Origin of the sequence: Streptomyces stoeckheimensis, from assembly GCF_045822005.1 — a bacterium.
Lineage (GTDB): Bacteria > Actinomycetota > Actinomycetes > Streptomycetales > Streptomycetaceae > Streptomyces > Streptomyces stoeckheimensis.
On record NZ_CP169550.1, the window covers coordinates 4,343,179 to 4,366,265 of the forward strand.

Genomic DNA, 23,087 nt, shown 5'->3' on the forward strand with positions numbered 1-23,087 from the left:
CTTTCAGTCACTTGCACGCAAGACGTCAACTCGCAGGCTGTACAGCCTCCTTGGGAGTTCCGGCGGGGACAAGGGCCCGTTCGGCAAGAAATCCGAAAGCCAGGCCGAAAGTGCCCCACATCGCGGCCTGGATGGCGAGCGAGGCGAGTCGGAACTGCCAGACGAGCGCCGCCGGGAAGTCCGCCGGCACCTCGTTGACGCCGGGCAGGAACGCGTAGGCGATGCCGACGGCCACCACGAAGGCGAGCGAGGCGGCGACCGAGGCGTTCCAGTTGCCCAGGCTCGGCGCGAGGCGCCGGCCCAGGATCAGCGCGGCCGCCGCGAGCAGCAGGCCGAGCGCGAGCATCAGGACGTAGAGGGTGGTCCGCTGCACCGTGGTCTCGGGGTCTCCGACGGCCGGCGGGTTGGCGGGGTACTTGAAGAACGGCACCAGGGTGACGGTGACGAACAGACCGCCGGAGACCAGCAGCGCCGTGGCCCGGGGGCCGAAGCGGCCGATCCGGCCCAGGGCGTAGCAGTAGACGAGCGCGGCGATGCCGCCGAGCGCGATCCCGTAGAGGAGGGTTCCGGTGCCCAGTCCGGCCGTGGCCTGGAGGGCCCGGCTGACCGGGGCGACCTCGCCGCCGTGGTGGTCGTGGGCTCCGGCTTCCTCGATGGCGATCGCCGCGTCGACCTGGGATTCACCGAGGAAGTACGCGACGAGGAAGGCTGCGACTCCGGCGAGCATGCCGGCGAGCATGCCCCTGATGAGGAGCACGCGGGGGGAAATGGGGTTCATGGAGTTTTCGGTCCCTTGCGGATCGGTGGATCAGTGGCAGGGGAAGCCGAGGAGGTGGCGGCCGTCGTGCATCCACTCGTGCACGGTGTCGCCTTCGAAGATCGCGGTGGCGCCCTGCTCGGCGCCGACGAGGTAGAGCAGGACCAGCATCAGGACGCCGGCGAACAGCGCCCAAGGGGCCAGAGCGGTGAGGGAGATGGGTGCGACGGCCAGGGGGGCGGCAGTCGTGGGCACGGCGGAGTTGGCCATGGCAGGAGCCTCCAGAGGGAACACGCGTCCCGGTCAGTGGTGCTTTCGACGACGGTGGCGGGTCTGACTTTCCTCCCCCTCCGGGAGGATTCACAGTGGCGCGACCGTGCCGGATTCTCAACCGGACTTCCGTCATACCGTCGTCTTGTCGTCCGCTACGGTACCGCTCTTTATCGCGGCCTTACAGCGTCCTTGCAGGAGGGCTCCGTCTCACCCGTCGTCCCGCCGACCGATGGCATCAGTCGATGGCGTCGAGCACCTGACCCAGGTCGACGAACTTGAAGCCGGTCGCCTCGCGGTCGCCGTCGCCGGGGGTTTCCCGGCCGTCCTGGACGACGAGCAGGCCGCGGGGGTAGCGCGTGCCGAGGGGGGCGTTGAGGGCGGCGGCGCCGTCGCAGACCTCGGAGCCGTCGAGGGCGGCGGAGGCCGCGGTGATGCGGAAGGCGCCCTCGAACTCGTTGCGGTCCTCGCGCTCGCGGTCGTAGGCGACGAAGGTGTCGTCACCCTGGCTGGAGGCGAGCAGGTAGCCGTCGCCGTCGGCTTCGGTGACCAGGGTCAGGCCCTCCACGTCGGCCTTCAGGCGCTTGCCGCCGTAGCCGGGGTCGGCGCCGGGCGTGCACTCCTCGGTCTCCTCGTCGTAGGTGCCGGGCACTCCGTACTCGCGCACCTTGTCGATCAGCTTCGGCGTGCCGGTGAGGCCCGCGTCGATGCGCCAGATCCCGACGTCCTCCTGCCCCGCGTACAGGGTGCCGTCCGCGGGATCGACGACCATGCCCTCGACCTGCGGCAGCTCGCCCGGCTCGGCGCAGGGCGTCCAGGCGGCGCCGTTCGGCAGGCGGAAGGAGGACGGCAGGTCGAGCGTGCGGACCTGGCGGTAGTCGACCGTGCCGGCGGGGGTGGCGACCAGCTCCAGCAGGGCGATCCGGGTGCGGTTGCGCTGGCTGACCACCGCGTAGGACCGGCCGGTCTTGCGGTCCGTCCAGGTGGCCAGGCCGTACGCGGTCTTCTGCTCGTTGATCTCGGCCTGGTCGGCGGAGAAGACCGGGCGCGCCGCCGGGTCGGTGACGTCGGTGAGCGGGCCGCCGGGCCGGTTCCGGTCGATCCGGTAGATCCGCAGGCGGTCGTTGCCCCGGTCGCTGACCACCGCGACGTCGGCGCGCCCGCCGCCCAGGCGCAGGCCGTTGACCAGGTCGACGTTGTTGAAGCGGCCGGGTGCGTCGTCGGCACCCGGTCCGGCCGGGGCGGGCAGCGACTGCACCTGCCGGGCCTCCAGGTCGTAGACCCGCAGGCCGCCCTGCTTGGCGGTCGCGATCACCAGGCTGCGGCCCGGGTCGGCGGCGTTGCGCCAGATCGACGGGTCATCCGCGTTGGCGTCGCCGCCGGCCTCGTCGTCGTACAGCGGCGCGGTCTCGGCCTGGGGCCGGATGCTGCCGATCGAGGAGGCTTGTGCCGGGAGCGCGACGGATGCCGCAAGTGCCGTGCAGAGCACGAGTACGGAGGCGCGGGCGGCCGAACGTATGGTCAATGTTCTTCCTTTGCAAGGGTTTTGCCCTGAGGGGAAGACGCTCGCCGGGGTGATTGTCATGTCCGCACCCGGCAGGTGGCCGATGGTTGAACGCGGTGCGAAACCCCGGCACCATCGGACGGTGCACCCCACCACCGTACGAGTCCGTCTCGTGGTTCCGCCTCTGGACGAGGCCGGGCGCCTCCACCGCTTCCCGTCCGCGGACCCGTGCCCCGGCCACGAAGGGCTGCGCGGGCAGGATCACGGCGCCTGGGCCGGGCGGGCCATGGACGACGTGGCCGCGGAGGACCCCGAGGGGCTGCGGCGGTGGATGACCGACACCGCGTACGCGCCCCCGGGCGGCGGAGAGTCGGTGGAGGCGCTGATCGCGCGGGTCGGCGCGCACCTGGGCGCGCTGGAGCCGGGGACGCACCGGGCGGTGGTGGCCGGGCAGGGCGTCGTACGGGCGGCCGTGGTGTGGGCCCTGGAGCTGCCGGCGGCGGCCTTCTGGCGGCTCGACGTACGGCCGGGGTCGGCGACGACGCTGACGGGCCGCTCCGGGCGCTGGAACCTGCTCGTGGGGCAGTCCGAGCCACCGCGATGAGGACGCGGAACGGCCCGGACCCCGCGACGCGGTCCGGGCCGAACTACCGTGGGTGCGGAGCGGGCGTTACGCCACGATCCAGTCGCTCGTCGCGATCACCGGCTGCACGCCGTCGCGGTGCACGGTGCCCTCGATGAGGCCGTACATGCGGTCGGCCGCGAAGTAGACCTCGTTGTCGTTCTTGAGGCCGAAGGGCTCCAGGTCGACGAGGAAGTGGTGCTTGTTGGGGAGGTTGAGGCGCACCTCGTTGACCTTGGGGCAGTTGTCGAGCACGCGCTCGGCCATCTGGTTCAGGGTCTGCTGCAGGGAGTACGAGTAGGTCTCCGCGAAGGCTTCCAGCATGTTCTTGCGGACCTTCTTGTACGACTGGTCCCAGTCGTACTCGGCGTCGTCGGCGGCGAGCGCCGAGTGCGCCCAGCGCGCGGTGACCTTGGTCGCCAGGATGCGGTCGTACGCCTCCTGCAGCGTCGTGTACTTGTCCTTGATGAAGCCGTGGAACTCGGAGTTGGTCGAGTTCATCACGGTCAGGTCCTTCAGACCCGAGATCACCTGGAGACCGGTGGTCTCGCTGTACGTGATCTGCGCGGTGCGCACCTCGGTGCCCTTGAGGGCGAAGGAGTGCTGCTCCTTGCGCGTCGGGACCGGGATCCGCTCCCAGGCGTACTCCTCGACGCGGATCTGCGCCTCGCGGATCGGGGCCTGGGAGGAGACGAAGTGCTTGGCGAGCAGGATGCCGAAGGCCTCGGGGGAGGCGACGCCGTGCTCCTTGGAGAAGGCGTACACCGTGTTCTTGGTGGTGTCCGTGGGAAGGCAGTTGGCGTTGTCACCGGTGAGGTGGACGTCGCGGAACTCACCGCGGAGCGCGACGGAGACGTTGAGGTCGCGGATCTCGTGCCAGGAACCGTCGCTGCCCTTGCGGGTGACCTTGACGATGCGGTTCTCGGCCTTGCCGTACTGGTTCTGGGCGAGGATGTGCTTGCTCATGCGCTGTCTTCCTTCGGGTACTCGGGAACACGGAGTCCGGTTGTCTGGATCCCGTACGCCCGGCGTCCGGCGGACGCGCAGCCCGCCCCCCGCCGTTCGGTCATGCATCTCAGAAATCACGGATCTCAGAAAGACGTGGACCGCCCCGGGACTGACGTGCATCCCGGTCCGTAGGTGCCTGTTGATTCCAGCACGTTCACATGCCGTTCGTAAGAGAGCGGATCCTCCGAGAACAGGCACCAACGGTTTGGGCGACCTTATGAGCGGCGCAGGTCAGACGGTGTGCGCATCGGCCACCGTCAGGGCCTCGTCGATGATCCGCAGCCCCTTGGCCACGTCCTCGGCCGACACGTTGCAGGGCGGCGCGACGTGGATGCGGTTCCCGGCGAGCAGCGGCCACAGGCCGGCCTTCTTCAGGGCCGCCCCGAACTCGGCCATCGGCGCGTTGTCGGCCCCGGCGGCGTTGTACGGGACCAGGGGCTCGCGCGTCTCCTCGTTCCGTACGAGCTCCAGGGCCCAGAACGTGCCGAGCCCGCGGACCTCCCCGACGGACGGGTGGCGTTCGGCGAGGGCGGCGAGGCCCGGCCCGAGCAGCTCCGCGCCGGTGCGGGCGGACTGCTCGACGATGCCCTCCTCCTCCATGACGTTGATCGTCGCGACGGCGGCGGCGCAGGCCAGCACGTGCCCGGAGTACGTCAGCCCGCCCGGGTAGGGCCGGCGGGCGAAGGTCTCGGCGATGGCGGCCGAGATGGCGACCCCGCCGAGGGGGATGTATCCGCTGGTCACGCCCTTGGCGAAGCAGATGAGGTCGGGGGTGACGTCCCAGTGCTCGGAAGCGAACCACTTACCCGTGCGGCCGAAGCCGACCATGATCTCGTCGAGGATGAAGACGATGCCGAAGCGGTCGCAGAGCGCGCGGACCCCGGCCAGGTAGCCGTCAGGGTGCACGAGCACGCCGGGGGCGCCGCCGACGGTCTCCAGGATGATCGCGGCGATGGACTGCGGGCCCTCGAAGACGATGGTGTCTTCCAGGTGGCGCAGCGCGCGCTCGCACTCCTCGGCGGGGGTGGCCGCGTAGAAGGGCGAGCGGTAGGCGAAGGGGCCCCAGAAGTGCACGACGCCCGCGGTGGCGGTGTCGTTGCCGAAGCGGCGAGCGTCCCCGGTGAGGTTGATCGCGGTGGAGGTGGCCCCGTGGTACGAGCGGTACGCGGAGAGCACCTTGGGGCGGCCGGTGTGCACCCGGGCCATGCGGACGGCGTTCTCCACGGCCTCGGCGCCCGCGTTGGTGAAGAAGATCTTGTCGAGGTCGCCCGGGGTGCGCTCGGCGATCAGCCGGGCGGCCTCGGAGCGCACGTCGACGGCGAAGCCGGGCGCGACGGTGCAGAGCTTGCCGGCCTGCTCGGCGATGGCCGCGGCCACCTTCGGGTGCTGGTAGCCGATGTTCGTGTAGACGAGGGCGCTGGAGAAGTCGAGGAAGCGGTTGCCGTCGTAGTCCCAGAAGTAGGAACCCTCGGCACCGGCCACGGCGAGCGGGTCGATGAGCTCTTGGGCCGACCAGGAGTGGAAGACGTGACTGCGGTCGTTGTCCTTCACCGTGGCCTTGGTGGAGGCGGCCAGTGCGGCGGCGTCGCGTGCGTCGGCTTCTGCGTTCATATTCCGAGGGTAGTTGTCCACGATGTGGAATCCGGTGGGGATGGCCGGGAGCGGGCTAGGGGGTGTCAGACGACGTGCCGGCCGCCGTCGACGGTGAGCACGTCGCCGGTCGTGTAGGCGGCGTCGACCAGGTAGAGGGCGGCCTCGGCCACGTCCTCGGGGGTGCCCACGCGGCGCAGCGGGGTGTTCTGCGTGATCCACTCCCGCGAGCTCTCCCAGACCTGGTCCTCGCCCTCGTACCAGGGGGTGTCGATCAGGCCGGGTGCGATCGCGTTCACCCGGACGGCGGGTCCGAGCTGGGAGGCCAGCAGCCGGGTCATGTGGTTGACCGCGGCCTTGCTGACGGCGTAGGGGATCGAGCTGCCGAGCGCGCGGGTCGCGGAGACCGAGGAGATGTTGACGATCGAGCCCGGGGTGCCATTCGCACCGGATTCCCGCAGGTGGGGGGCGGCGGCGGTGATCATCTGCCAGGTGCCGACGACGTTGACCTCGAAGATCTCGCGCCAGGCCGCGGCGTCGGCCGCTTCCAGGTCGTCCAGGGGGACGAACCGGGTGGTGCCCGCGTTGTTGACCAGGATGTCGAGCCGTCCGTACGTGTCGATCGCCGTCCGGACGATCCGCCGCGCGTCGTCGGCGTCCGCGACGTCGCCCCGTACGTAGACCGCGTCGGGCAGTTCGGCGGCGAGCGCCTTGCCCGCGTCCTCGCTGCGCGCCGAGTTCAGGACCACGCGGATGCCGGCCGCGGCCAGCCTGCGGGCGATGCCGGCGCCGATGCCCGAGGAGGAACCGGTGATCAGGGCGACACGACTCTCGGACATGGCATTCCTCCTGGCAGGGGTTGGCTTTCCGCGTGCGGACGGCCGGAGCATAACGCTAATACCGGATGACGGAAAAGGATTTCCAGGATACGGAATTTGACCTACCGGCGTTAGGGACCCGTCAAGGCCGCGCCAGCGGGCGTATGGGCCCCGTCAAGGAGGCCTGTGAGCGGCCGAAAAGGCGTTCCACTCAGAGGTGTCCGAAAAAAAGCCCTCCAACCCGGGAGCTCACGATGGCCGATCTGGCCTTCGTCGTCACCACGATCGCGGTCTTCGCGCTGGTGGTCCTCGTCGCCAAGGGGGTGGCCAAGCTGTGAACGCCGAAAACGTTGTCGGCCTGCTGGTCGCCGTCGCCCTGCTGGGTTACCTCGTCGTCGCCCTCGTCTTCCCGGAGAGGTTCTAGCGCCGATGAGTCCCGTCCTCGCCGGGGTGCTCCAGCTGCTCGCGCTCGTCGCGGCCCTGGCCCTCGCCTATCGCCCCCTGGGCGACCACATGGCCCGCGTCTACTCCTCGAAGAAGCACTACGCCCCCGAGAAGTGGATCTACAAGGCGGTCGGCGCCAATCCGAACGCCGAGATGCGCTGGCCGGCGTACCTGCGCTCGGTCCTCGCCTTCTCGGCGGTGAGCGTCCTCTTCCTCTACCTGCTCCAGCGCCTGCAGGGCCACCTGCCCGGCTCCCTCGGCTTCGTCTCCATCAAGCCGGACCAGGCCTTCAACACGGCCGCCTCCTTCGTGTCGAACACGAACTGGCAGTCGTACGCCGGTGAGCAGGCCATGGGCCCGCTCGTGCAGACCGGCGGCCTGGCCGTGCAGAACTTCCTCTCCGCCGCCGTGGGCATGGCCGTCGCGGTGGCCCTCGTACGGGGCTTCGCGCGCTCCCGCACCGGCGAGCTCGGCAACTTCTGGTCGGACCTGGTGCGCGGCACCGTCCGCATCCTGCTCCCGCTGGCGGCGATCGCCGCGGTCGTGCTGGTGGCCTGCGGGGTCATCCAGAACTTCTCCGGCATCCACGAGGTCGGGCAGTTCGTAAACGGGCACAGCCTCGGCGTGAAGCAGCAGTGGAACGGCGGGGCCGTCGCCTCGCAGGAGGCCATCAAGGAGCTGGGCACCAACGGCGGCGGTTACTTCAACGCCAACTCCGCCCACCCCTTCGAGAACCCCACCCCCTTCTCGAACCTCTTCGAGATCTTCCTGATCCTGCTCATCCCCTTCGCACTGACCCGCACCTTCGGCCGGATGATCGGCTCGGTCCGCCAGGGCTACGCGATCCTCGCCACGATGGTCACCATCTGGCTCGGTTTCACCGCCCTGATGATGTGGACGGAATTCAGCCACCACGGCCCGGCGCTCCAGGCCGCGGGCGGTGCGATGGAGGGCAAGGAGGCCCGCTTCGGCATCGGCGCCTCGGCGATCTTCTCGGTCGCCACGACGCTGACCTCCACGGGTGCGGTCAACTCCTTCCACTCCTCCTACACCGGCCTCGGCGGCGGGATCCAGCTGCTGGGCATGCAGCTCGGCGAGATCGCACCCGGCGGCGTCGGCTCCGGCCTCTACGGCATGCTGATCATGGCGATCATCGCGGTGTTCATCGCCGGCCTGATGGTCGGCCGCACCCCCGAGTACCTGGGCAAGAAGATCGGCACCCGCCAGATCAAGTTCGCCGCCTGCTACATCCTCATCACCCCGGCCGTGGTGCTCGGCTTCACGGCCCTCGCGATGGCCCTGCCCACCCCCGGACACTCGATGTCCAACGGCGGCGCGCACGGCTTCTCCGAGGTCCTCTACGCCTACACCTCCGCCGGCAACAACAACGGCTCCGCCTTCGCCGGGCTGAACGCCAACACCCAGTGGTTCAACACGACCACCGGTCTGGCCATGCTGCTCGGCCGCTTCCTGCCGATGGTCTTCGTCCTGGCCCTGGCCGGCTCGCTCGCCCAACAGCAGCCGGTCCCGGCCACCGCGGGCACCCTGCGCACCGAAAAGCCGCTGTTCACCTTCCTGCTCGTCGGCACGATCGTCATCGTCACGGGCCTCACCTACTTCCCGGCCCTGGCGCTGGGCCCGCTCGCCGAAGGGCTCGCCTCATGAGCACCGTCACCCCCACCGCCACCCCCACCCGAGCCCCGCACGGGGACCTGCCCACCGGCCACAAGCCCGAAAGGGCCAAGATCGGCGGCGGCATCTTCGACCCGAAGCAGCTGCTGAAGTCCTTCCCGGACGCGGTGCGCAAGCTCGACCCCCGGGTGATGGTCAAGTCGCCGGTCATGTTCGTGGTGCTGATCGGCTCCGTACTGACCACCGCGCTGGCGATCTCCGACCCGGGCAACCTCTTCGGCTGGGCGATCACCGCCTGGCTGTGGCTGACCACGATCTTCGCCAACCTCGCCGAAGCGGTGGCCGAGGGCCGCGGCAAGGCCCAGGCCGACACCCTGCGCAAGGCCAAGACCGACACCGTCGCCCGCCGCCTGAACGGCGCCGTCGAGGAACAGGTCCCCGGCACGGAGCTCCGTATCGGCGACCTCGTGGTCTGCGAGGCCGGCGACATCATCCCCGGCGACGGCGACGTCGTCGAGGGTGTGGCCTCCGTCGACGAATCCGCCATCACCGGCGAATCGGCGCCTGTCATCCGCGAGTCCGGCGGCGACCGCTCCGCCGTCACCGGCGGCACCAAGGTCCTCTCCGACCGGATCGTCATCAAGATCACGACGAAGCCCGGCGAGACCTTCATCGACCGCATGATCAACCTGGTCGAAGGTGCGGCCCGGCAGAAGACCCCGAACGAGATCGCGCTCAACATCCTGCTCGCCTCGCTGACCATCGTCTTCCTGCTGGCCGTCGTCACCCTCCAGCCGTTCGCGATGTACGCGCACGCCAAACAGTCGATGATCGTGCTGACCGCGCTGCTGGTCTGCCTCATCCCGACCACCATCGGCGCCCTGCTCTCCGCCATCGGCATCGCCGGCATGGACCGGCTCGTGCAGCGCAACGTCCTCGCGATGAGCGGCCGTGCGGTGGAGGCCGCCGGTGACGTCTCCACGCTGCTGCTCGACAAGACCGGCACCATCACCCTCGGCAACCGCCAGGCCTCCGAGTTCGTCCCCGTCACCGGCGCCGTCGCCGCCGAGCTGGCCGATGCCGCCCAGCTGTCCTCGCTGGCCGACGAGACCCCCGAGGGCCGCTCCATCGTGGTCCTCGCGAAGGAGAAGTACGGCCTGCGCGAACGCCACCAGGGCGAACTGGTGGGCGCCGAATGGATCCCCTTCACCGCCCAGACCCGCATGTCGGGCGTCGACGTGGACGGCCGCAAGGTCCGCAAGGGGGCGGCCGGCTCGATCATCGCCTGGGTCGGCGAACAGGGCGGTACGGTCGCCCCGGACGCGCGGGCGAAGGTGGACGAGATCTCCGGCGCCGGGGGCACCCCGCTGCTCGTCGCGCTGGAGGACGAGAAGGGCGCCCGGGTCCTGGGTGTCATCCACCTCAAGGACGTGGTCAAGGAGGGCATGCGGGAGCGGTTCGACGAGCTGCGCCGCATGGGCATCAAGACCATCATGATCACGGGTGACAACCCGCTGACCGCGAAGGCCATCGCGGAGGAAGCCGGGGTCGACGACTTCCTCGCGGAAGCCACCCCCGAGGACAAGATGGCCCTCATCAAGCGGGAGCAGGCCGGCGGAAAGCTCGTCGCCATGACCGGCGACGGTACGAACGACGCCCCGGCTCTGGCTCAGGCCGACGTCGGCGTCGCGATGAACACCGGCACCTCGGCCGCCAAGGAGGCCGGGAACATGGTGGACCTCGACTCCAACCCCACCAAACTCATCGAAATCGTCGAGATCGGCAAGCAGTTGCTGATCACCCGCGGCGCACTGACCACCTTCTCCATCGCCAACGACGTCGCCAAATACTTCGCGATCATCCCGGCCATGTTCGCGGCGGTCTACCCGGGCCTGGACAAGCTCAACATCATGGGCCTGCACTCACCCGACTCCGCGATCCTCTCCGCCGTCATCTTCAACGCGCTGGTCATCATCGCCCTCGTCCCGCTCGCCCTGAAGGGCGTCCAGTACCGGCCCACCAGCGCCGACAAGATGCTCCGGCGCAACCTCACCCTCTACGGACTCGGCGGCCTGGTCGCCCCGTTCATCGGCATCAAGCTCATCGACATGGTCGTCTCCCTCATCCCCGGCCTGCGCTGAACCAGGGCTCTGCTGAACTTAGGAACGTTGATCCCCATGAACAACTCCGTAGGCAACACCGCCCGCCTGCTCGGCGCCGGGCTGCGCGCCCTCCTCGTCCTCACCGTGCTGTGCGGGGTCCTCTACCCGCTCGCCGTCACCGGCATCGCCCAGGCCGCCTTCAACAACAAGGCCAACGGCTCCGAGGTCGAGGACGCGAGCGGCAAGGTCGTCGGCTCCTCCCTGATCGGCCAGTCGTACGGGGACGACCTGCGCTGGTTCCAGGGCCGCCCGGCGGCGGGACTCGCCGAGAACACCGTCAACACCCGGTACGAACTGCAGGTCTCCGGCGCCACCAACAAGGCGGCCGACAGCCCGGAGCTGCTGAAGTCCGTGCAGGAGGCCAAGGCCAAGGTCCTGCTCGACAACACCGTCCCGGGCTACGCCCCGCGGCTCGACCGGATCCCGGCGGACGCGGTGACCTCCTCGGGCTCCGGCCTGGACCCGGACATCTCCCCGGCCTACGCGGAGCTCCAGACGGCCCGCGTCGCACAGCGCAACGGCCTGTCGGTCGAGGAGGTGGCGAAGCTGGTGAAGGCCCACACCGAGGGCCGCGCCCTCGGCTTCATGGGCGAGCCGCGCGTCAACGTCCTGGAACTGAACACGGCCCTGCGGGACCTCAAGCGGTGACGGTGACCGGCTGGCTGTAGGCGTCGAGCCCGCCCGAGGCGGACGTGACCAGGACGAGGTAGCGGCCCGGGGCCAGGTCGGGGACCGTCACGGTGGCGCCGGTGTGGTGGGTCTGGATGCCGGTCGCGAGGACGGCCTCCGTCCGGGCCTGGATGCCGTTCATCGTGACGAGCTCGATGTCCACCACGTCGCCGGCCGGGCCCACCACGTACCAGGCGACGGCCTGCCTGCTGCCCCGCGGCCAGACCGCGCCCGGCCCGGGGGTGTGCACCAGGAGGTTCTCCGACTCCAGGAGCACGGCGGCGGCGGGGCGGTTCAGGCCCCGCAGGACGCGCCGGACGAGGGACTTGAGGGAGGACGGGGAGGAGGGGGAGGCTGACATGGTGCTCCTTCGCTGGGTGCGTCCGGTCCGGGGTCTTTGCTCCCCTTTGAAGAATGGCCGCCGCGCCCCCCGCTCCGCCTCGTACTTTCGGCCGGTACCGACGCACCCCGACGGGGAGGCGACCCCTGTGATCCATACCTCTTCCTTCGGAATGATGTTGTGGAAGCCATATGGAGTATTGCAGCGTGACCTCTTAGCCGAAGGAGATTCGGTTCTTGTGGTTCGTGCAGGATGAGGGGGAATCTCATGTACGAGATGTTCGACGACCGGTTCCGGACCGGACGGTGCATGAACGGGGACGACGCGCTCGAGGTCCTCCACACCGGCTGCCGCTGGGCCGAGGGGCCCGTCTACGTACCCGCATGGCGGCAGGTGGTCTGGAGCGACATCCCCAACGACCGGATGCTCCGCTGGGACGAGGAGACCGGAGCCGTCTCCGTCTTCCGGCGGGGCGCCGGGCACACCAACGGCAACACCCTCGACGGGCAGGGCCGGCTGGTCACCTGCGAGCAGGGCAACCGCCGGGTGACGCGGACCGAGCACGACGGCACGGTCACGGTGCTGGCCGACCGCTGGCAGGGCAAGCGCCTGAACAGCCCGAACGACGCCGCGGTCAGGTCCGACGGCTCGATCTGGTTCTCGGACCCGGACTTCGGCATCACCAGCGACTACGAGGGCTACGTCGCCGAGAGCGAGATCGGCTCCAACAACGTCTACCGCATCGACCCCGGCACCGGTGAAGTCCGCCTCGTCGCCGACTGTTTCGAGGCCCCGAACGGCCTCGTCTTCTCCCCCGACGAACGGCAGCTCTTCGTCTCCGACACCCGCGGCGGCCGCATCCGGGTCTTCGACGTGCGCGAGGACGGCACCCTCTCGGACGGCACGGTCTTCGCCGACGCGGCGGCCCGTCCGGGAGCCCGCTTCGACAACCTCCGCTTCGACGCCGGCGGCCGGCTCTGGGCGGCCGCCATGAGCGACGGCGTGCACTGCTACGACCCCGACGGTACCCTGATCGGTCGGCTCGCCGTCCCCGAGACGGTGTCCAACATCGCCTGGGGCGGGGCCAAGCGCAACCGGCTCTTCATCACCGCCGAGACCAGCCTCTACTCGGTGGTCATGGCCGTCACCGGCACCCACCCGACCGGACCGGGACGCAGGCCCTGGCTCGACGGCTCCGGCAGGCCCTGAAATCCCGGTGCCGGGCGGCGCCCGCGCTGGCACACTCCCCTGATGAACGCCACCGCCGCAGATGAACCCCGCCCTCGCGTACGCGAGATGACCGAGCCCGACATCGACGCCGTCGCCGCCGTGCGCGTGAGCGGGTGGCGGTACGCCTACGCCGGGCTGATGCCGCAGTCGTACCTGGACGGGCTCGGCGTCGCCGAGTACGCGGAACAGCGGCGCGCCGCCTTCGCCGATCCGGCCGGCGCCGTGACCAACCTCGTGGCCGAGGGCCCCGACGGCGCGGTCGTCGGGTGGGCCGCCTTCGGGCCCGCCAAGGGCACGGATCCCGAGGGCACGGCGCCGGACGAGGGCGAGCTGTACGCCCTGTACGCGCGGCCCGACGTCATCGGCACCGGCGTCGGCCGCGCCCTGCTGACCGAGGTGCTGCGCCGGGCGCCCTACCCCGCGGTACGGCTGTGGGTGCTCGAAGGCAACGCCCGGGCGCGCCGGTTCTACGAGCGCGCCGGCTTCCGCCCCGACGGCGGTGTCCTCGTCGACGAGTCGGACGGCTTCCCGGTACCCGAGGTCCGCTACCGCCGGGCTGCCGACCCGCGCTGAGCGGGCGCGGGCGCTGAGCGGGCGCGGGCGCTGAGCGGGCGCGGACCTGAGCGGGCGCCGCCGCCGAGTGGGCGCCGCTGCCGAGTGGGCCGCCGCGCTCACGGCAGCCGGTCCGCCAGGGCCCGGGCCATCGCGACGGTCGGGACCGCCTCCCGCATCCGTCGGTACGGGGTCAGGTCGCGCAGCAGCCGGCCGAGTGCCTCGCGTACCGCACGCGACTGCACCGCCGGGGCGGCCGTGAGGAACGCCCGCCAGTGCTCGCACGCCCGGGTGAGGTGCCCGAGGCGCAGCAGCGTCTCGGCGAGCGCGGCGTGCGTGAGCGCGGTGGCCCGGTGCTGGCCGGCCGCGCGGCCGCGCAGGGACCGTTCCAGTGCGTCGGCCGCGGCCGGGAACTCGCCGAGGGCGAGGTGGGTGCGGGCCCGGGCGAAGTCGAGGTCGGCCCGGGCGTACGAGTCGAAGGGCCCCTCGGACGGCTTCAGCGCGTGCCGCCCGTGCAACCGGTCGGCGGCGGCCAAGTCCGCGGTGGCGGCCGACCGTTGTCCGGCATGGGCGTGCGCGGCCGCACGCTGGACCAGGAGGAACGCCAGCGTCCCGGGCTCCCCGTCGGCGGGCGCGGTCTCGACCGCCGTCCGGGCGAGCCGTACCGCGTGCGCGGACTGCCCGAGCCGGCCGGCGTGCGCGCTCATCGCGCGCAGGGTGATGGCGTACATCCGCCGGTCCCCGGCCTGCCGGGCCAACCCGAGGGCGATGCCGTGGTACTCCTGCGCGAGCCCGTGGTACCCGGCGTCCGCCGTCATCTCCCCGAGCAAGTGCGCGAGTTGAGCGTAGCCGCGCCACACCTCCGGCACCCCGCACCCCTGCCCTGCCATCCCCCGGCCGCGTGCGGCGGACCCCGGGCCGTCCGTGTGGCGGGCGGCGAAGGCGCCCGCGTCCTGCGCCAGCCAGGCCGCCAGGGCCGCACGGGTGTGGACGCCGCCGTGGGTGAGGTAGAGGCCCGAGAAGCTGACCGCGAGGGCCCTCAACTGCTCGGCGTGCGCCGCGAGATGGCGCCGGGCGGCGAGCTCCGGGAGCCCGGTGCCCGTACGCGTACGCATACCCCCGCCGGGGCCGCCGGCCGCTGGATCGGGTTCCGCTTCCGGTTCCGCTTCCCGGTCCCACGCGGCCGCGGGCACCGGCACCGGCTGGTACGGGCTGCGCAGCAGCGGCGGCCTGCTGTGCGGGTCCACGTCCGCCCTGGCCTGCAGCGCGAGCCGTAGCAGCCCCTCACCCCCGTCTTCGGTCGCAGCCGCGCCGGGATCGGTCCGTACGCCGGGTCCCGTCGGGCTCGCACCGAGGCCCGCCTCGGCGACGGTGACGAGGCGACCGCACCGCTCCGTCAGCGCCGCCGCTATCAGCTCGGGCACGGGCCGGCGCGGCCGGGTGCCCGACAGCCAGTGCGCGACGGCGGTCCGGTCGTAGCGCAGGGCCAGCCCGTGCAGGGTCCCGAGGGCGTTGACGGCCCGCGCCAGCTCCGCCCCGCTCCAGCCCGCCTCGGCCAGCAGGTCCCCGAGCCAGGCGTTGGCGACCCGCCGCCCGCTCACGACGCCCTCCCCGGGAGGGACCGGCATCGGGAGCGGGACCCCCTATTCAACGCTTTCACCACTGCACCCCCCGCATTCCCTTCTCCCCGCCCTCTTGCTGGTGTTCGCTGGAGCCGTCCCCATCGGATTCGACGGACCGGAGAAGCATGTCTGCCTCGGAAACGGCCAATTCCCCCGCCCCCGCCGCGTACGCGTACCCGTTCCCCTATCGGATTTCCGGTGTCGGCGCCCAGATCGGCGAGGTCATCTCCGTCGAGGAATGGGCCCGGCTCGCGCACATCCCGCACCGCAAGCGGGCCGGCAAGGAAATCAGCGGCACCGATATCGAGCGCATACTCGGGGTCACCTCCAAGAGCTGGGACCGGGAGCGTTTCGCCTCGCTCGACACCGTCGCCGACGTCGCCCGCGCCGCACTGCGGTCCGCCCTCACCGAGCCCGAGGACATCGACGCCGTCTTCGTGGCCACGTGCACCCCGTACGAGATCATGCTCGACCAGGACGCCTTCAACCTGCTGCGGCGCCTGCGCATCCCGGACAGCGTGCCCCCCTTCCAGCTCGGCGCCGGCTGCGGCGGCCTCTCCCGCGTCGCCGCGCATCTGGCCCGGACGGGGGCCCGGCGCGCGCTGGTGATCTCGTACAACGCCGCGAGCCCCATCGGAATCGACGAGAACGGCATCATTTCCCAGTACAGCGGCGCGGACGGGGAGCATCCCTTCGCGCACACCCTGTGGTGCTCCGGGGCGCTGTTCTCCGATGCCGCGACCGCCCTGGTATTCGAGCGGGACGACAGCTTCGAGGCCGGCCTCGGTTTCTATTCGCGCGATTCCCTCGATTTCGGGGGCGAGCCCGGATTCAGCGATCCGCTCATCCATTACCCCGGAGGCGGCGCCGCCCACCCGCCGGGCTTTCCCGGCTCCGCCGAGCTGTCCGCATTCGGACTCAACGGACCGGAACTGGCCCGCTATTACTCGCGCGGCATGATGATGAACCAGGAGACCATGGACGCCCACCGCCCCGGTTTCGTGGACGAGGTCCGGCGGATCTACACGCACCAGGCCGGCCCGGCCCTGGTCGAGGACTACCACCAGCTCGCCGGCCTGGACACCCTCAAGGCCCCCGCGCACGCCCGCGAGCTCGGCAACCTCGTCACATCGGCGACCCCCGTGCTCTTCTACACCGACGTGATCAACGGCCTGGTCGGGGCGGGCGACTCCGTCTGCTTCTCCGTCATCGGCGCCGGTCCGGAGCGCGGAGCCTTCCTCGTACGGGTGGCAATCCCCGGCGAGGTCACCGTCACCACACCCCTGCCCCCGGTCCCGGCCGCAGCCGCGGCCAAGACCGCCACACCCACCGAACCCACCCGAGCCACCGCGTAGACGCACGCGCCCCACCTCCTTCGAAACGAGTACCGCCGTGCACATCGCCCTCGCCGGGGCGGCCAGCCCCACCGGCATCCGGCTCGCCGCCGAGCTGCTCGGCCGCGGCCACCACCTGACCCTGCTCACCGCCGGCGACGTACGGCAGAGCAGGCTCCTGCTGGCCCGTCAGCTCGCGCTGATCGGGCTGTATCCCGAGTACGTGGACCTCCTCGCGGCCCGGCTCCACGCGCGCCGGGGCGCCGAGGTCCTGGCCGGCGCCGCACCCGTCGGCCGCTTCGACGCCGTCTGGTGCGTGGAACAGCCCGCCGCCACCGCGGCCGCGCTGCTGCCCCTCGCCTCCGGAGGGGAGAGGCGTACGGCGTTCCACCTGGTCACCGTCGGGGACGCGGGTCCGGCCGGGCGTGCGGTCGCCGCCGCGGCCGTACGGGACGGGTTCCCGGCCGGGGTGCACTGCCTGGCCCCGACCGTCAGCGACCTGGCCGACCACACGGAGCTGCCCCGGCCGGCCTTCACCCGGCTCGCGGTCGCCGAGTCCGTCCGGCCGGCTCCGGCGGGGGACCCTGAGCCGGGGGCACCGGCCACGGTCAGGCTGCTGCCCCTGGCCCCCGCCGCCCGCGCCCTGGCGGAGGCCGCCGAGGAACCGGGCTGGTCGGGGCTGCGCCACATCGGCTGGGTGCACGCGCAGCCCACCGAGGCCTCGGTACTGGCCCGGGCGGTCGGCCCGGAGCTGGCGCCCGGACTGCTGCGGCGCCTCTCGGGGCTCCAGCCCGCGGCCGCCCCGACCGCGCTGGACGGCCCGCCGCTCGGTGCCGGGTACCTCACCCGGGCTGCGGCGCCCGTCCTGCCTCCCGCCCGGCGCCCCGCCCGGACCCCGGAGCGGGTGTGAGCGCGGCGGAGCGCCCCTGGCGGGAGCGGCGCGTGGTGGACGGCCTGGCGGACGCCCTGCGGGAGGCGGCCTCGGAGCGCTTCCTGGGCAACGGCCGGACGCCGACGGCGAAGGCGGCGTCCGCACCCGCGGGGGATTCCGGGGCGGGCCGGGTCGGGAGGGCCGGAAAGTAATGGGGCCCCATGGCGAGGGCATATGCGTATGGATCATTCATGATCCAAGGACAAGCCGCCCGCACCCGCCCCGCAACTCCGGTCGACGGATCGTCATATCGTCCTGTTTGACAGGTTTTCGCATGTGGCAGAACGTGCCGCCGATCCGACACGCCCGAGGTTCACCCTTGACGTTCTCACCCGTTCGGGCGCACGCCCTCCACACCCGGTCCGGCCCCGGCCCACCGGCCTCCATCTGCGAAGACGTGCTCGCGAGAGGGCGCCACGGCGATGACGCGACGTCAGTTCTTCGTGTTTCGCGCGCAGCCGGGGGGCGGGGAAGGGTCCACTGCTCTCGGGACCGGCCGTCCGAGCCGGACCAGGAGGGATTCCCATGCCCCGCGCCAAGTGGGTGGTCGGCGTACTGACGGTGGCTCTGCTGTGCACCGGCCTAGGGGTGTTGCGCACCACCGAAGGCGGCCGGCCGACCGCCCCGACCGCGGGCGACGCCCTGCCCTCGCGGGTCCTGGGACTGTCCGGCCCTCGCCGGCTGGCCCGGCAGATGGAGCACTCCGGCGGACACACCACCGGCAAGGGCGCCCGGCGGCCCGGGCGGTCGGGGGTCACCGCCCTGCCGGCCTCGCCGCCGCTGCGCCTGGTCATCCCGGCGCTCGGAACGGACGTACCGCTGAAGGCCGGTACCCCGGCCGGCGGGACGGACGCCGGGCCGGACGCAGGTCCGGGCGCGGATCCGGGCGGGCCGGGCCATCCGTACGCCGAGGACCTCGAAGCCGGCGCCGCCGACGCCAAGCCCCACGTCCAGGACAGCGCCGTGTGGGACTCCGCGGGCCCGGCCCCGGGCTCGGCCGGCACCGCCGTGGTCTCCGGAGACCTGCCGCGGCTCGGCGAACTGCGGCGCGGCCAGTCGATCGAGGTGACGCGCGCCGACCGGCGTACGGCCGTGTTCACCGTGACCCGGGTCTCCCCCGGGATCTCCGGACGGGGCGGGCCCTCCAGCCGGGCCCAACTCCGCCTGATCAGCGGCGAAACGGCCGTCCTGGCCCGCCTCACCGGCCACCGCCGCACCCTGCGCTGACCCGCGCACGGCCCCCGAAGGACGGACACCCCTTGCGGCCACCTGACAGCCGTGGGGGGTGTCTTCGTCCCCCGGTCGGGGGATGCTGCGGTCCCGGGGGAGAGTTGACCCGCGTGTCGGGGCACACCCTCCGCATGAGCAGGACGCCGCATATGCCGCATGCGCGGCACACGCGAACGGCACCGAACAGGACCCTGATGACGGTCCTGACGGTGCTCTGCGCCGTGCTGCTGTGCCTCTTCGGCGTCGGCGGAGCCGGCCCGTCCACCGCGACGGCCGAAGGCTCCCGCTCCGCCCCCACCGCCCCGGCCGAGCCCACGGAGGCACCGGCCGATCCGGCGGGCGATCCCGAAGTACGGGTGGCCGTACGGGTTCCCGCGCGCGGTGTCCCCGGCGTACGGGGCCTGCAGCGGCCGGTGTTTCACGTGAAACCTCCCCGGTCCGGCCCCCAAGAGGCGGCCGCACACCCGGCGGGCCCCGCCGCACCGGCGGCATCCCTGCGGGCGGTACGGAGTGTGGTCCTGCGCTGCTGACCGGACCGGGCGTCCGAGCAGCAGCACCGCGCACCCGACACCGGGCACACCCGGCAGCTCCCCCTGCCCCCGAGTGCCTGGGCGCGCGTCCCCCCACACCCCCGAAACACCGTGAGGTTCCGCCATGCCCTTCGACCCCTACCTCGCCCTGAACGCCATGCTCCGCGCCGAAGCCTCCCGCTTCTCCCCGCCGGCTCCGTCGGCCCCGCCGGTCCGCCGCCAGGAACCCGAGCCCGCCAAGACCGCCCAGACCGGCACCCAGACCACCGCCGAGGACCCGGCCGGAGACGACACGGCCGCGTAGGGCATCAGGACATGAGGAGGCACCGGTTCCCGCGCCCTCGGCAACGGAGAGTGGTCACGTGAGGTTCGACCACGGAGCACGGGAACCGGCGCCTCATTCAGTCTCAGCCACCGACCCACCCCACCACCTCGGCCTTTTGTCCGGATATGCCCGGCCGAAAGTACCGACCCTCGGAAGCATCCCGGCTCCGTACAACCTTCCGACGGCACGAGCGGTCCCAGCACTGACCGATGTACTCGTCTCGTCGAAGGAAGTCACCCGTTGCGTCCCAGTCGTGCGCTGGTCCTGCTCACCGCAGGCCTGGTCACCTTCATCGGCATGCCGGCCGCCACGGCCGCCGATCTCCCGACCGACCTGTACGTGGCGAGCACCATGCCCTGCGAGAACAGCGGGAGCGGCACGAAGGCCCTCCCGTTCTGCACGCTCGGCCCGGCGGTCAAGGCGGCGAAGCCCGGGCAGACGGTGCACGTCGACAACCTTCCCTACCAGCAAGAGGAGGAGCTCACGATCGACCGCTCGGGCGCGCCGGGCAAGCCGATCACCTATGTCTTCACGTACATGGATCTGGGGCCCGAGAGCCAGGCCGACACGCTGAGCATCAGCGGAGCCTCTCACCTCGTGGTCAAGGGGCTGCTGGTGGGCGAGCGCGTGGACGTCGTCGACTCCCACGACATCGCGCTGGAGGGCTTCCCGAAGCCGAAATGGGACGGTGCTTCCCTCGACATCGGCAAGGGAAGCACGGACGTGCGCGTCAGCCGCAGCTCGTTCGCCAAGGCCGTGATCGGGGGCGGCGCCCAGCGCACCGTCTTCAGCCGCAACACCCTGCGGGGCTCGGGACCGCTCTCCGTGGTGGACGCGCCCGGAACCACCGTCACCAACAACCACATCGACAATTTCACCGACGAGGACCAGGGCATCGGGGGCTGCGAGGAGACCGTCTCGGTCAGTGGCGCCTCGACCGGTACCTCGGTGTTCAACAACGTGCTCACGGCCTCCGGCAACACCACCTGCACGACCCCCCAGCTCTCCGTGGCGAAGAGCGCGACGTCGGGCACCCGCGCCGACTACAACCTGATCGCGGGCTCGGAGGGTTTCGCAACGGTCGCCTATCAGTGGGCCGGCACCACCTACCCGACCGCGGCGGCCTTCCTGGCCGCCAGCGGCCAGGGCGCGCGCGACATCCTGGTCCCCACGACTGCAAGTCTCTCCGGGCCCGAGTCGCCGGCCATCGACTCCGCCGACGCGACGGCGCCGGGCGTCCTGCCCGTCGACAAGAACGGGATCCCCGCCACGGACGACCCGCGCGTGCCCAACACCGGCAAGGACGGCGGCTACCTGGACCGCGGCCCCACCGAGACCGACGACGGACTCACCGCCGCCACGTTGGACATCGACCATCCCTGGGCACCGACCGGCACCAAGGTGACGTTCAAGCCCGGTTCGGACAGCAAGTGGCCCACCACGATGACCCACACGGTGGACTTCGGCGACGGGACGGCGCCCGCCGTCGTCCGCCCGGGCGCCGCGGCCGACGCCACCGTCACGCACGTCTACGCCTCACCGTGCGCGTGCGTGGTCAAGACGACGGCTACCGCCGGCAACGGCAGGAAGGTCACCAAGGAACAGAAGATCCGGGTGACCGTCCCTGGTGAGCTGGACGCCGCCTTCACCATCGCGCCGGTCCTGCCGGCTCCGGACCACGGTGGGTACCATCTCCTCCGGCCGCTGACCTACCGGGTCGACCCCTCCAGGACCGTCGCCCCGTGGGGGGTCAAGTGGGTGGACGTGGACTACGGTGACGGCAGGTCTGCCGGGAGTGACGGGTGGAGCGGCGGGAACGGCCTCAGGACCGCCAGACACACCTACAAGCAGCCCGGCACGTACGAGGTGAAGGTCACCGTGACGGACGTCCGGGGCGTGGAGTCCACTGCGACCCGGTCCGTAAAGGTCGACTACGCCCCGTCGGGGTACGTGGCCGCCGAGCCGTGGCGACTGCTGGACACCCGTACGGACCGCTCCTCAGTCGGTCACGAGTACCCCAGTACCGTGCCGGTGTTCGATGGTGTCCACCTGGCGTCGCGGATACCGGCCGGAGCCGCGGCTACCGTCGTCCTGAACGTGACCGTCACCGATGCCACCCAGGACACCCACCTCTCGGTGTGGCCCTCGGAACAGGCGCGTCCGGCCACCTCGAACGTGAACGTCCGCGCGGGCGGCACCTCGTCCAACATGGTCACCGTGCCGGTCGGCGCCGACGGCCAAGTCAAGGCGCAGCTGAACGCCGGCAAGGCCGCGCTCATCGTGGACTTCGTCGGCTACTACCAGCCCAATGCCGGAAACCGCTTCTCCCCGATCACCCCGACCCGGGTCCTGGACACCCGCACGTCGGGTGGCGCGCTCGGCGGCAACAAGCGCCGCAGCGTGAAGGTCGCGGGCGTGAACGGGATCCCGGCGGACGCCAAGGCGGTCGCGGTGAACCTGACCGGTACGGGTGCGACGCAGGAGGCGTTCGTCAGCGTGTTCCAGGACCCGTTGAGGCGGCCGCACAAGGGGTCGAACCTGAACGTGGAGCCGGGCAAGGACAAGTCGAACCAGGCCATCGTCCCGGTCGGCCCGAACGGCACCGTCACCCTGTTCACGAACACCGGCTCGACCCATCTGGTCCTCGACGTGGTGGGCTACTACAGCAAGGACGGCAAGGCGCTGTTCACCCCGGTCGTCCCCAAGCGCCTGGCCGACACCCGCACCACCGGCAAGGTCGCCCCCGGCGCCGCCACCACGGTGTCCGGCCTCCCGGCCAACTCCGTGGGCGCGGTCCTGAACGTCACCGCGACCGACACCACCGCCCCGGGCTTCCTGACGGCCTACGCCTTCGGCGGCAGGGTCCCGGCCGCGAGCAGCCTCAACACCCTCCCGGGCCGCACGGTCCCGAACCACGTGACGACCCCCGTCGGCCCCGGCGGCAGGGTCAGCATCTTCAACAGCCACGGCGGCCCCAACCACGTGATCACCGACCTCCTCGGCTACTTCACGACCGGCTGACGCCCTCACGGCACCTACGCCGAAGCCCCGGCCCCCGCAACGAGCGGGAGCCGGGGCTTCGGGCTTCCTAGGTCGTGCTGCGGCTGTGGTAGCGGTAGAAGGCCGCCGCGCCGACGCCCGCGCCGACGAGCAGGCCCAGGCCCGAGCTCTTCAGGATGGACTCGCCGGCCAGGCTGTACAGGTAGCCGAAGGAGATGCCCGCGAAGATCCCGTACGCCGCCGCGTGCGGCTCCTGCGCCAGCCGCGGGCCGATCCGGGCCAGGGCCATCAGGCAGGCGGCGAAGATCGCGCCGCACAGGATCCCGTAGAAGACGTTGCCCGCGTCGACGGGCCCCATCTGACGTTTCATGAAGGCGGCGTAGACGCCGTAGACCAGTCCCATGAGCAGCGGTCGCGCGAGGGCCGCCCTGCTCGTGTGGGCCGCCGTACCGGACGCCTGCTGCCGGTGCCCCCGGGGGGCGGTGGGTGCCGCATGTGCCATGACGGGCTCCTCTCT

24 protein-coding genes are annotated in these 23,087 nt (G+C 71.5%); 15 read left to right on the top strand and 9 right to left on the bottom strand.

From position 1 onward, the window contains the following. Window positions 1–25: 25 nt before the first annotated feature. The 3 genes from ACE1OC_RS19590 to ACE1OC_RS19600 form a co-directional block, all read right to left on the bottom strand. A complete protein-coding gene (locus ACE1OC_RS19590; protein ID WP_407838088.1) occupies window positions 26–778 on the bottom strand; it encodes a CbtA family protein in 753 nt (250 codons plus the stop codon). A gap of 30 nt (window positions 779–808) precedes the next feature. After that, entirely contained in the window at window positions 809–1,027 is a 219-nt protein-coding gene (locus ACE1OC_RS19595) for a CbtB domain-containing protein (RefSeq protein ID WP_250750126.1), read from the bottom strand. 238 nt (window positions 1,028–1,265) lie between these two features. Beyond that, window positions 1,266–2,552, bottom strand: a complete 1,287-nt coding sequence (locus ACE1OC_RS19600) for a phytase (RefSeq protein WP_407838089.1) — start codon at window positions 2,550–2,552, stop codon at window positions 1,266–1,268. A 121-nt stretch (window positions 2,553–2,673) separates the two neighbouring features. Here ACE1OC_RS19600 and ACE1OC_RS19605 point away from each other — a divergent pair, with 121 nt between their 5' ends. Beyond that, window positions 2,674–3,135, top strand: a complete 462-nt coding sequence (locus tag ACE1OC_RS19605; protein WP_407838090.1) for a histidine phosphatase family protein — start codon at window positions 2,674–2,676, stop codon at window positions 3,133–3,135. 66 nt (window positions 3,136–3,201) lie between these two features. On the opposite strand, the gene pucL is transcribed toward ACE1OC_RS19605, so the two are convergent. The 3 genes from pucL to ACE1OC_RS19620 all read right to left on the bottom strand — a co-directional run bounded on the left by pucL (window position 3,202) and on the right by ACE1OC_RS19620 (window position 6,590). Beyond that, a complete protein-coding gene (gene pucL / locus ACE1OC_RS19610; protein WP_243330865.1) occupies window positions 3,202–4,119 on the bottom strand; it encodes a factor-independent urate hydroxylase in 918 nt (305 codons plus the stop codon). Window positions 4,120–4,392: 273 nt separating this feature from the next. Beyond that, window positions 4,393–5,772, bottom strand: a complete 1,380-nt coding sequence (locus tag ACE1OC_RS19615) for an aspartate aminotransferase family protein (protein WP_407838091.1) — start codon at window positions 5,770–5,772, stop codon at window positions 4,393–4,395. Window positions 5,773–5,837: 65 nt separating this feature from the next. Then, the gene (locus ACE1OC_RS19620; RefSeq protein ID WP_250750131.1) at window positions 5,838–6,590 is read right to left on the bottom strand and encodes an SDR family NAD(P)-dependent oxidoreductase; all 753 of its coding nucleotides are present in this window, start codon (window positions 6,588–6,590) and stop codon (window positions 5,838–5,840) included. Window positions 6,591–6,655: 65 nt separating this feature from the next. Between ACE1OC_RS19620 and ACE1OC_RS19625 the strand changes: the two genes are divergently transcribed. Genes ACE1OC_RS19625 through kdpC form a run of 5 tightly spaced genes read left to right on the top strand, consistent with a single transcriptional unit; the run spans window position 6,656 to window position 11,455 of the window. Beyond that, window positions 6,656–6,907: a hypothetical protein gene (locus tag ACE1OC_RS19625; RefSeq protein WP_407838092.1), complete on the top strand. Its 252-nt coding sequence runs from the start codon at window positions 6,656–6,658 to the stop codon at window positions 6,905–6,907. Then, window positions 6,904–6,993: a K(+)-transporting ATPase subunit F gene (kdpF, locus tag ACE1OC_RS19630; RefSeq protein ID WP_215024204.1), complete on the top strand. Its 90-nt coding sequence runs from the start codon at window positions 6,904–6,906 to the stop codon at window positions 6,991–6,993. The genes ACE1OC_RS19625 and kdpF overlap by 4 nt, the downstream gene beginning before the upstream one ends. 5 nt (window positions 6,994–6,998) lie before the next feature. After that, on the top strand, window positions 6,999–8,678 hold the full coding sequence (gene kdpA / locus ACE1OC_RS19635; protein ID WP_407838093.1) for a potassium-transporting ATPase subunit KdpA: 1,680 nt from the start codon (window positions 6,999–7,001) through the stop codon (window positions 8,676–8,678). Further along, window positions 8,675–10,786 carry a potassium-transporting ATPase subunit KdpB gene (kdpB, locus tag ACE1OC_RS19640; RefSeq protein ID WP_407838094.1) on the top strand — a complete coding sequence of 704 codons (2,112 nt, stop codon included), beginning with the start codon at window positions 8,675–8,677 and terminating at the stop codon, window positions 10,784–10,786. Before kdpA ends, kdpB begins: the two co-directional genes overlap by 4 nt. 36 nt (window positions 10,787–10,822) lie before the next feature. Beyond that, the gene (gene kdpC / locus ACE1OC_RS19645) at window positions 10,823–11,455 is read left to right on the top strand and encodes a potassium-transporting ATPase subunit KdpC (protein WP_407838095.1); all 633 of its coding nucleotides are present in this window, start codon (window positions 10,823–10,825) and stop codon (window positions 11,453–11,455) included. Here the strand turns inward: kdpC and ACE1OC_RS19650 are convergent. Then, the gene (locus ACE1OC_RS19650) at window positions 11,445–11,837 is read right to left on the bottom strand and encodes a GPI anchored serine-threonine rich family protein (RefSeq protein ID WP_407838096.1); all 393 of its coding nucleotides are present in this window, start codon (window positions 11,835–11,837) and stop codon (window positions 11,445–11,447) included. The genes kdpC and ACE1OC_RS19650 overlap by 11 nt on opposite strands. A 246-nt stretch (window positions 11,838–12,083) precedes the next feature. On the opposite strand from ACE1OC_RS19650, the gene ACE1OC_RS19655 reads away from it, so the two are divergent. Both ACE1OC_RS19655 and ACE1OC_RS19660 read left to right on the top strand, forming a co-directional pair. After that, window positions 12,084–13,025: an SMP-30/gluconolactonase/LRE family protein gene (locus tag ACE1OC_RS19655; protein ID WP_407838097.1), complete on the top strand. Its 942-nt coding sequence runs from the start codon at window positions 12,084–12,086 to the stop codon at window positions 13,023–13,025. A 42-nt stretch (window positions 13,026–13,067) separates the two neighbouring features. Beyond that, a complete protein-coding gene (locus tag ACE1OC_RS19660; protein WP_407838098.1) occupies window positions 13,068–13,619 on the top strand; it encodes a GNAT family N-acetyltransferase in 552 nt (183 codons plus the stop codon). A 98-nt stretch (window positions 13,620–13,717) separates the two neighbouring features. Here ACE1OC_RS19660 and ACE1OC_RS19665 read toward each other — a convergent pair whose 3' ends face one another. Beyond that, window positions 13,718–15,199, bottom strand: a complete 1,482-nt coding sequence (locus ACE1OC_RS19665; RefSeq protein WP_407838099.1) for a hypothetical protein — start codon at window positions 15,197–15,199, stop codon at window positions 13,718–13,720. A gap of 146 nt (window positions 15,200–15,345) precedes the next feature. On the opposite strand from ACE1OC_RS19665, the gene ACE1OC_RS19670 reads away from it, so the two are divergent. From ACE1OC_RS19670 to ACE1OC_RS19700, 7 genes are all read left to right on the top strand, one after another. Continuing rightward, on the top strand, window positions 15,346–16,575 hold the full coding sequence (locus ACE1OC_RS19670) for a 3-oxoacyl-[acyl-carrier-protein] synthase III C-terminal domain-containing protein (RefSeq protein WP_407838100.1): 1,230 nt from the start codon (window positions 15,346–15,348) through the stop codon (window positions 16,573–16,575). A 37-nt stretch (window positions 16,576–16,612) separates the two neighbouring features. Then, a complete protein-coding gene (locus ACE1OC_RS19675; protein ID WP_407838101.1) occupies window positions 16,613–17,464 on the top strand; it encodes a hypothetical protein in 852 nt (283 codons plus the stop codon). Next, window positions 17,461–17,637, top strand: a complete 177-nt coding sequence (locus tag ACE1OC_RS19680; protein ID WP_407838102.1) for a hypothetical protein — start codon at window positions 17,461–17,463, stop codon at window positions 17,635–17,637. Before ACE1OC_RS19675 ends, ACE1OC_RS19680 begins: the two co-directional genes overlap by 4 nt. Window positions 17,638–18,010: 373 nt before the next feature. Continuing rightward, complete coding sequence (locus tag ACE1OC_RS19685; RefSeq protein WP_407838103.1) at window positions 18,011–18,712, top strand: hypothetical protein; 702 nt, start codon at window positions 18,011–18,013, stop codon at window positions 18,710–18,712. Window positions 18,713–18,909: 197 nt separating this feature from the next. Beyond that, on the top strand, window positions 18,910–19,245 hold the full coding sequence (locus ACE1OC_RS19690; RefSeq protein WP_351384803.1) for a hypothetical protein: 336 nt from the start codon (window positions 18,910–18,912) through the stop codon (window positions 19,243–19,245). 124 nt (window positions 19,246–19,369) lie between these two features. Continuing rightward, window positions 19,370–19,549, top strand: a complete 180-nt coding sequence (locus ACE1OC_RS19695; RefSeq protein WP_407838104.1) for a hypothetical protein — start codon at window positions 19,370–19,372, stop codon at window positions 19,547–19,549. Window positions 19,550–19,810: 261 nt separating this feature from the next. Further along, on the top strand, window positions 19,811–22,591 hold the full coding sequence (locus ACE1OC_RS19700) for a PKD domain-containing protein (RefSeq protein ID WP_407838105.1): 2,781 nt from the start codon (window positions 19,811–19,813) through the stop codon (window positions 22,589–22,591). Between the two features lie 67 nt (window positions 22,592–22,658). Here ACE1OC_RS19700 and ACE1OC_RS19705 read toward each other — a convergent pair whose 3' ends face one another. Continuing rightward, on the bottom strand, window positions 22,659–23,072 hold the full coding sequence (locus ACE1OC_RS19705) for a hypothetical protein (RefSeq protein WP_407838106.1): 414 nt from the start codon (window positions 23,070–23,072) through the stop codon (window positions 22,659–22,661). Between the last annotated feature and the right edge of the window lie 15 nt (window positions 23,073–23,087).

Excerpts from the sequence above, each read along its gene's own strand:
- ACE1OC_RS19590 (WP_407838088.1), bottom strand. The coding sequence starts at position 778 with ATGAACCCCATTTCCCCCCGCGTGCTCCTCATCAGGGGCATGCTCGCC.
- ACE1OC_RS19595 (WP_250750126.1), bottom strand. The coding sequence starts at position 1,027 with ATGGCCAACTCCGCCGTGCCCACGACTGCCGCCCCCCTGGCCGTCGCA.
- pucL (WP_243330865.1), bottom strand. The coding sequence starts at position 4,119 with ATGAGCAAGCACATCCTCGCCCAGAACCAGTACGGCAAGGCCGAGAAC.
- ACE1OC_RS19615 (WP_407838091.1), bottom strand. The coding sequence starts at position 5,772 with ATGAACGCAGAAGCCGACGCACGCGACGCCGCCGCACTGGCCGCCTCC.
- ACE1OC_RS19620 (WP_250750131.1), bottom strand. The coding sequence starts at position 6,590 with ATGTCCGAGAGTCGTGTCGCCCTGATCACCGGTTCCTCCTCGGGCATC.
- ACE1OC_RS19625 (WP_407838092.1), top strand. The coding sequence starts at position 6,656 with ATGACGGAAAAGGATTTCCAGGATACGGAATTTGACCTACCGGCGTTA.
- kdpA (WP_407838093.1), top strand. The coding sequence starts at position 6,999 with ATGAGTCCCGTCCTCGCCGGGGTGCTCCAGCTGCTCGCGCTCGTCGCG.
- kdpB (WP_407838094.1), top strand. The coding sequence starts at position 8,675 with ATGAGCACCGTCACCCCCACCGCCACCCCCACCCGAGCCCCGCACGGG.
- kdpC (WP_407838095.1), top strand. The coding sequence starts at position 10,823 with ATGAACAACTCCGTAGGCAACACCGCCCGCCTGCTCGGCGCCGGGCTG.
- ACE1OC_RS19650 (WP_407838096.1), bottom strand. The coding sequence starts at position 11,837 with ATGTCAGCCTCCCCCTCCTCCCCGTCCTCCCTCAAGTCCCTCGTCCGG.
- ACE1OC_RS19655 (WP_407838097.1), top strand. The coding sequence starts at position 12,084 with ATGTACGAGATGTTCGACGACCGGTTCCGGACCGGACGGTGCATGAAC.
- ACE1OC_RS19660 (WP_407838098.1), top strand. The coding sequence starts at position 13,068 with ATGAACGCCACCGCCGCAGATGAACCCCGCCCTCGCGTACGCGAGATG.
- ACE1OC_RS19670 (WP_407838100.1), top strand. The coding sequence starts at position 15,346 with ATGTCTGCCTCGGAAACGGCCAATTCCCCCGCCCCCGCCGCGTACGCG.
- ACE1OC_RS19685 (WP_407838103.1), top strand. The coding sequence starts at position 18,011 with ATGCCCCGCGCCAAGTGGGTGGTCGGCGTACTGACGGTGGCTCTGCTG.
- ACE1OC_RS19690 (WP_351384803.1), top strand. The coding sequence starts at position 18,910 with ATGACGGTCCTGACGGTGCTCTGCGCCGTGCTGCTGTGCCTCTTCGGC.
- ACE1OC_RS19695 (WP_407838104.1), top strand. The coding sequence starts at position 19,370 with ATGCCCTTCGACCCCTACCTCGCCCTGAACGCCATGCTCCGCGCCGAA.
- ACE1OC_RS19705 (WP_407838106.1), bottom strand. The coding sequence starts at position 23,072 with ATGGCACATGCGGCACCCACCGCCCCCCGGGGGCACCGGCAGCAGGCG.